General features: G+C 68.3%; 9 protein-coding genes. 6 read left to right on the top strand and 3 right to left on the bottom strand.

The genetic code is table 11. From position 1 onward, the window contains the following. The coding region (locus tag VJ655_RS21030) for a type II toxin-antitoxin system RelE/ParE family toxin (protein ID WP_414646944.1) at positions 1 to 175 on the bottom strand (175 nt) is incomplete at its 3' end. Positions 176 to 380: 205 nt separating this feature from the next. Between VJ655_RS21030 and VJ655_RS05445 the strand changes: the two genes are divergently transcribed. Together VJ655_RS05445 and VJ655_RS05450 are read left to right on the top strand one after the other, a co-directional pair. Beyond that, complete coding sequence (locus tag VJ655_RS05445; RefSeq protein ID WP_324110050.1) at positions 381 to 626, top strand: DUF2188 domain-containing protein; 246 nt, start codon at positions 381 to 383, stop codon at positions 624 to 626. A gap of 170 nt (positions 627 to 796) precedes the next feature. Next, entirely contained in the window at positions 797 to 1,102 is a 306-nt protein-coding gene (locus VJ655_RS05450; RefSeq protein ID WP_324110051.1) for a hypothetical protein, read from the top strand. Positions 1,103 to 1,108: 6 nt separating this feature from the next. On the opposite strand, the gene VJ655_RS05455 is transcribed toward VJ655_RS05450, so the two are convergent. Together VJ655_RS05455 and VJ655_RS05460 are read right to left on the bottom strand one after the other, a co-directional pair. Next, the gene (locus tag VJ655_RS05455) at positions 1,109 to 1,351 is read right to left on the bottom strand and encodes a hypothetical protein (RefSeq protein WP_324110052.1); all 243 of its coding nucleotides are present in this window, start codon (positions 1,349 to 1,351) and stop codon (positions 1,109 to 1,111) included. A gap of 163 nt (positions 1,352 to 1,514) precedes the next feature. Next, positions 1,515 to 1,934: a hypothetical protein gene (locus VJ655_RS05460; protein ID WP_324110053.1), complete on the bottom strand. Its 420-nt coding sequence runs from the start codon at positions 1,932 to 1,934 to the stop codon at positions 1,515 to 1,517. A 181-nt stretch (positions 1,935 to 2,115) separates the two neighbouring features. Here VJ655_RS05460 and VJ655_RS05465 point away from each other — a divergent pair, with 181 nt between their 5' ends. From VJ655_RS05465 to VJ655_RS05480, 4 genes are all read left to right on the top strand, one after another. Then, positions 2,116 to 2,589 (top strand): chemotaxis protein CheW, encoded by a 474-nt coding sequence (locus VJ655_RS05465; protein WP_324110054.1) that lies wholly within the window; start codon positions 2,116 to 2,118, stop codon positions 2,587 to 2,589. A 76-nt stretch (positions 2,590 to 2,665) separates the two neighbouring features. Continuing rightward, the gene (locus tag VJ655_RS05470) at positions 2,666 to 3,202 is read left to right on the top strand and encodes a hypothetical protein (RefSeq protein ID WP_324110055.1); all 537 of its coding nucleotides are present in this window, start codon (positions 2,666 to 2,668) and stop codon (positions 3,200 to 3,202) included. 90 nt (positions 3,203 to 3,292) lie between these two features. Next, positions 3,293 to 4,396 (top strand): Zn-dependent alcohol dehydrogenase, encoded by a 1,104-nt coding sequence (locus VJ655_RS05475; protein WP_324110056.1) that lies wholly within the window; start codon positions 3,293 to 3,295, stop codon positions 4,394 to 4,396. Between the two features lie 133 nt (positions 4,397 to 4,529). Continuing rightward, a complete protein-coding gene (locus VJ655_RS05480; RefSeq protein ID WP_324110057.1) occupies positions 4,530 to 6,593 on the top strand; it encodes a phosphocholine-specific phospholipase C in 2,064 nt (687 codons plus the stop codon). Positions 6,594 to 6,643 lie beyond the last annotated feature (50 nt).

Genomic DNA, 6,643 nt, shown 5'->3' on the forward strand with positions numbered 1-6,643 from the left:
CCACCAGCGCCTCTAGCCTGTTTCCAGGCGGCGAGCGCAGATCATCCAAATGTTCCGCCGAGTCCAGCGAACGTAACTTCCGCAAGGCCGCCGCCTGCATGTCAGCGGGCAAGCGCCTTGAAGGCGCGCCGTCCCAGATGCGTTCGGTTTCGCGGCTGGCGAAACTTCGGATCACTCGCCACCTTTATAACGCATAACGTTATGAGGATCAAACATGACCGCCCCTCTATCGCGCGACGGAGTATTACACCATAGATTGTAATGAACGAAATAATCCCTCAATGCGATTGCGACTTCGCGCCTTTTCGACAAGACAGCGCCGTCGGAACCGCCTTAGCTACGGCCCGTTCGTTTCGCTCTAGCCTCCTTGGAGAGTCCCCATGACCGACATCACCTACATCATCGTCGAGCACGACGGCGGCTGGGCCTACAAGGTGGGTGACACCTTCTCCGAGACCTTCCCGAGCCACGAGGCGGCGCTGAAGGCGGCCAAGCGGGCGGCGGGCGAGCAGGAGCTGCCGGGCGAGACCGAAGGCATCATCTATGAAGACAAGCAGGCGGTCTGGCGTCAGGAGGTTTCCGCTGGCGACGATCGTCCGACGACCCACGTGCGCGACGCCAAATAGGCGCCGCGAAGCAGCCGGAACGCACGGTTTTTCGGCGCCCTTGGGCGGTCTGTGGCGATGGGGACACGTCGTCCCGCTTTCGGATCCGCCTCCGGGAACGCGAGCCCAAGGCCAGGCTTTGTAGAGATGTGGCCGGCGCGGATCGGCCCGTCTCGAGGAGCCCTAAATCCATGGCCGGCAAGCCGCTGCACATCGTGCCGCCCGTCTCGGGCGTGGCTGAAATCTACGACCTCGGGCGTGGTCCCGAGACCACGGGTGAACGGGTCAAGCGCCTGCAGGCCGAGGCTCGCATGCTGGCCCGCGAGGAGGTCGAGCGACTGGATCGCGACCTTCGCTGCCTGGCCTGCCAGGCCGAGACGATCGCGGAAGGCGGCGAGGCCTATCCGGCCGGCATCCGCGAACTGGCGAGCCGCATCTCGGTCGAGACGGCCCAGCGCGCGGACATCCTGCAGGCTCTGCTGCAACGCCTGGGCTGAAGGCCGTCAGGCGGCGTTGGCCATCTTGCGCAGACGCCGCGCCAGGTCCTCGGGCCGATCGGCGATCTGGTCGAACAGGGCCTGAACCTCCGCCTCGCCGAACCCCGCCGCGCGCAGCGTGCGCCAGGCCCCGGCCAGCACGGCCTCGGCGATGTCGAGCCGATCCTCGGTCAGGCGCAGGCCGGCGCCGAACGGGCTTTCGGAGCCAGAAGACCGGGGAGAGTCAGAGGACCGGACGGCGATCGACATGGCGCAAGCTCCTGCGGCGGGGAGTAATGTTCCTTTTTTGTTCCCATTTGAACGGCAAGTCGAGTCTCTTCGCGGACCGTCGCGACAAAAAGCCCCAGGATCGGGGACGATCCCGGGGCTGCCGGTCACCGGTCCGCGCCGGCGATCAGATCTTGCTCCGGCCTTAGCGGCAGACGGTGCGCTCGGAGTATCGGCCGTTCCAGCGGTCGTATTCACGCGTCGTCCAGCACTCGCGGTCGCCATAGTAGGGGCGCGGCGCGTAGCCATAGCCGTAGCCATAGCGCGGCGGGGGCGGCGGGGGCGGCGGGGGCGGGGCATAGACGCGGCGGCCGTAATACCGATCGTCGTAGCGGCCGTAATCGCGGTCATAGCGGTCGCGACGGTCGTTGTCCGATATGGCCGCGCCGATCGCCAGGCCCAGCACGCCGGCGGCGATGGCCGCGACGGCCACGTCGCCGTCGTTGTTCTTGTGGTGACGATAATAGCGCGGATCGGCCGAGGCCGTGGTGGCCGCGGCGGCCAGCGACAGGGCGGCGGCGCCGGCGGCGATCCGGCCGATGGTGTTCACGAGCTTGCGGACCATGACGGCCTCCCTGACCTCTTGGCTTCCCGGCGCGACACGCCGTCTCGAAGCGTCACAGAGACGATCGGCCTTCGCGCCTGAACGGCGCCTGAACGGATTTCCCCGCGAGGCTGGAACCGGTTTGTTCATCTTTTTCCGCGAACCTGCCCCGGAATAAGATCCGCGCTCCCCGGAGAACGCCATGACCAACACCGTGTCGTACGCCCAAGGCCAGGCCCTGCAAGTCCTGTCGTTCGAGGTCGGCGCCCAGACCTATTGCGTTCCCGTCAGCGCCGTCCGCGAGATCCGCGGCGTGACCCCGCCGACTCCGCTGCCCGACGCGCCGCCCTATGTGCGCGGCGTCATCAATCTGCGCGGCCAGGTCATGCCGGTCATCGACCTGTCGTGGCGCCTGGGCAAGGGCGTGGCCGTGGACGGTCCGCGCCAGGTCATCATCGTGGTCGAGAATCAGACCGACGTCGCCGGCCTTCTGGTCGACGCCGTCTGCGACAGCTTCACCGTCGAGGCCGAGGCGATCAATCCGCCGCCGGCCCTGGGCGAAGGCGAGGACTCTCCGCTGGTCGCCGCCGTGATCACCTCGGGCGAAGGCGACATGACGGTGCTGCTGGCCGTCAGCCGCATCCTGCCCGAGCGTCAGGAAGCGATGGCGGCGTAAGCGCGCCGCCCCGGCTTGCCACCCCTCGTCGCATCGAACATGGTGCCGCCCCTGGGCGTGACGGGGCTTTGTACATATGGACGGCGCGACGGTTGAGCGCGAGGCGGGCGACGCCGCCGAGCTGTGGCGTCTGTGGCGCGCGCTGCATCGCCTGTTTCCCACCTGGTCCATGCTGCCCGAAAGCTTCGTCACCCCCGGCGCCTGGGGCTATATCGGCGTGGACTTCGTCAGCGGCTTTCGACGCAATCCCTCGACCTTGAAGGCCTTCGCGCTGTTGGACGGCGTCGACGACGCGCTGTTCGACGGGCTGACGGCGCTGGCGGCGTTGAACGCGCGCCGTCAGGATCAGCTGCTGCGGGCCGTGATCCTGCTCTATCTGACCGTTCCGCTCTCGATCCTGGCTCTGGTGGCCGAACTGGCCGGCGACAGCCTCATGGGTTTCGTGAAGGCTCACCAGCAACTCACGCTCACCCTGGCGATCACCGTGACGCTCGCGCCGCTCGGCTACCTGATGAGCAGCTGGCGATCCAAGCAGCTGATCGGGGTGCTGGACCTGATCCGCATCGAACGCCGCCACCAGCCGTACACCGCGCTGGAGCTGCGCGAGGACTGACGGTGCGAACGCCAAACATTTGTTCGAATTCCCTCTTCCGCTGGCCCCGACGGGGGCGCTAGTCTCCCGCCGAACCAAAGGGAGACGAGCATGAAGGCCGCTGTTCTGCGCGAGGTGGGCAAGCCCCTCGAGATCGAGACCGTGGCCATCGGCAAGCCGGGCCCGCGCGAGGTGCTGATCCGCACCAAGGCCGCCGGCGTCTGCCACTCCGACCTGCACTTCATCGAGGGGTCGTATCCGCATCCCCTGCCCGCCGTGCTGGGCCACGAGAGCGCCGGGATCGTCGAGGCGGTCGGCTCCGAGGTGCGGACGGTCAAGGTCGGCGACCACGTCATCACCTGCCTCAATCCCTATTGCGGCCACTGCGAGGTCTGTCTGACCGGGCACATGAACCTGTGCGTCAGTCCCGAAACCCGCCGGGGCAAGAGCGAGGAGCCGCGGCTGTTCAAGGAAGACCTGAACGGCGGCCAGCGCGGCCCGATGGCCCAGTTCCTGAACCTGTCGTCCTTCGCCGAGATGATGCTGGTCCACGAGCACGCCTGCGTGGCGGTGCGCAGGGACATGCCGTTCGACCGCGCCGCCCTGATCGGCTGCGCGGTGACGACGGGCGTCGGGGCGGTGATCCAGACCTCCAGCGTCCGCGCGGGCGAGACGGTGGCGGTGATCGGCTGCGGCGGCGTGGGCCTGGCCACCATCAACGGCGCGGCGATCGCCGGCGCCGGCCGGATCATCGCCATCGACCGCGTGCCCGCCAAGCTGGAGCTGGCCAAGACCTTCGGCGCCACGGACGTGATCGACGGCTCGCAGGTCGACGACATCGCCAAGGCGGTGATCGAGCTGACCGGCGGCGGCGTACAGCACAGCTTCGAGGCAATCGGCCTGAAGGCCACCGCCGAAGCCTCGTTCAAGATGCTGAGGCGCGGCGGTACGGCCAACATCATCGGCATGATCCCGGTCGGCACCAAGATCGAGCTGCACGGCCCCGACTTCCTGGGCGAGCGGCGGATCCAGGGCAGCTACATGGGCTCCAACCGCTTCCCGGTCGACATGCCGCGCCTGGTGGACTTCTACATGTCGGGCAAGCTGAAGCTGGACGAATTGATCTCGCGCCGGATCAAGCTGGAAGACGTCAACAGCGCCTTCGACGAGCTAAAGCGAGGTGAATTGGCGCGCTCGGTTATCGTGTTCGAGTAGGGCGCAAGATCCCTCTCTCTGAGAGAGGAATCTTTCGGGCGCGACGTCGCGCCGCCCATCTGGTCTAGTCCAGTTGTCACACGACTGACCAACAAGTCGTGCTACTTCCGGCTCAGCTTACCGGAGTCCCTTCATGCCCCAGATCGACCGTCGCGGCCTGCTCGCCGCCATTGGCGCCCTGACCCTGCCGCCCGCCCTGGCGCGCGCGGCCGCGATCGACGCCGACGTCCGCAGCGGGACGCTCAAGGACGTCGAGCACGTGGTGATCCTGATGCAGGAGAACCGCAGCTTCGACCACTATTTCGGGACGCTGAACGGCGTGCGGGGCTTCGGCGACCGCTACCCCGCTCCCGTGCGCGACGCGCCGGGCCGCAAGGACGCCTCGGTGTTCGTCCAGAGCTACGACAAGAACAAGCTGCTGGCGCCGTTCTGGCTGGACACCGGCAAGACCTTCGCCCACATGCGCGTCGAAGGCACGCCCCACGGCTGGACCGACGCCCAGGACGCCTGGGACCAGGGCCGCATGGACCATTGGCCCGACGCCAAGCACCCGTGGTCAATGGGCTATTTCCGGCGCGCCGACATCCCGTTCCAGTTCGCCCTGGCCGAGACCTTCACCCTCTGCGACGCCTATCACTGCGCGACCCAGACAGGGACCAACACCAACCGCCTGTTCCTGTGGACCGGGACCAACGACCCGCTGGGCAAGGCCGGCGGTCCGTCGATCTCGAACTCGCACGACGACTTCGCCGAGAAGGGCGGGGCCAAGGAATCCTACACCTGGACCACCTATCCCGAGCGGCTGCTGCAGGCTGGCGTCTCCTGGCGCATCTATCAGGACATGGCCGACAACTTCACCGACAACCCCCTGGCCGGTTTCAAGAGCTTCCGCGACGCCTACAAGAACCTTCCGGGCTCGAACCCGCGCCTGAAGGAGCTGGGCCTGTCGACCTGGCATCTGGACAAGCTGCGCGAGGACGTCGTGGCCGGCCGCCTGCCGCAGGTGTCGTGGATCGTCGCCCCGGCGGCGGACTCCGAGCATCCCGGCCCGTCCAGCCCGGCCCAGGGCGCGGACTACACCGCCCGGGTGATCGACGCCCTGACGGCCGATCCCAAGGTCTGGGCGCGCACGGCCCTACTGGTGATGTTCGACGAGAACGACGGCTTCTTCGACCACATGCCGCCGCCCTCGCCCCCCTCGCTCGGCGCGGACGGCAAGCCGCTGGGCGGTTCGACCGTCGACCTGACCGGCATGCGCCACCAGGTGCGCAACCCGACCGAGGCCAAGTCCGAACGCGACGACCTGATGGGCCGCCCGTACGGCCTGGGCCCGCGCGTGCCGCTGTATGTCATCTCACCCTGGAGCCGGGGCGGCTGGGTCAACAGCCAGGTGTTCGACCACACCTCGGTGATCCGCTTCCTGGAGGCGCGGTTTGGCGTGACGGAGACCAACATCGCGCCCTGGCGGCGCGCGGTGTGCGGCGATCTCACCACCTGCTTCGACTTCAAGACGCCGAACGACCGACCGTTCGCGCCGCTGCCGGCCACCGCCGAGACGGCCAAGCGCGCCAACGCGCTGCCCGGACGCACCAAGCCGCCGACGCCGACCGCGATCGTCGCGCCCGTCCAGGACAAGGGCGTCCGCCCCTCGCGCGCCCTGCCCTACGCCCCGGCCGTCGACGGACGGTTCCAGGACGGCGCCATGACCCTGACCCTGGCCAACGCCGGCGCGGCGGCGACCGTGCTGCACGTCTATGACCGCCTGCGCCTGGATCAGGCTCCGCGCCGCTACACCGTGGGGCCGGGCCAGCACCTGGCCGACGCCTGGCCGGTCGGCGCCTGCGACCTCTGGGTCCTGGGTCCGAACGGCTTCCACCGCCGGCTCGCCGGCGAGGACACGGGCGTGGAAATCACCGCCCGCCCGCAAGGCGCGAACCTGCTGGTGACCGTGGCCAACACCCGCCCCGAGGCGCGCACGGTGATCGTCGAGGTCGAGGGCCAGGCGCCCTGGCGGATCGCGTTCACGGGCGTCGACACCCAGGCGCGCGCCGTCCCGACCACCCAGGGCTGGTACGACCTGGCCGTCCGCCTCGACGGCGTCCCGATCTGGCTGCGGCGACTGGCCGGCCGGATCGAGACCGGCAAGGACTCGATCAGCGACCCGCTGATGGGCGGTCCGGCGGTATTGGGAGTTTAGGCTTCAGGCGTCCCATATCGAGACCTAGCGAAAATACGCCGCCTTCCTCG

The organism is Caulobacter sp., from assembly GCF_035254145.1.
In the GTDB taxonomy this organism is placed as follows: Bacteria; Pseudomonadota; Alphaproteobacteria; order Caulobacterales; family Caulobacteraceae; genus Caulobacter.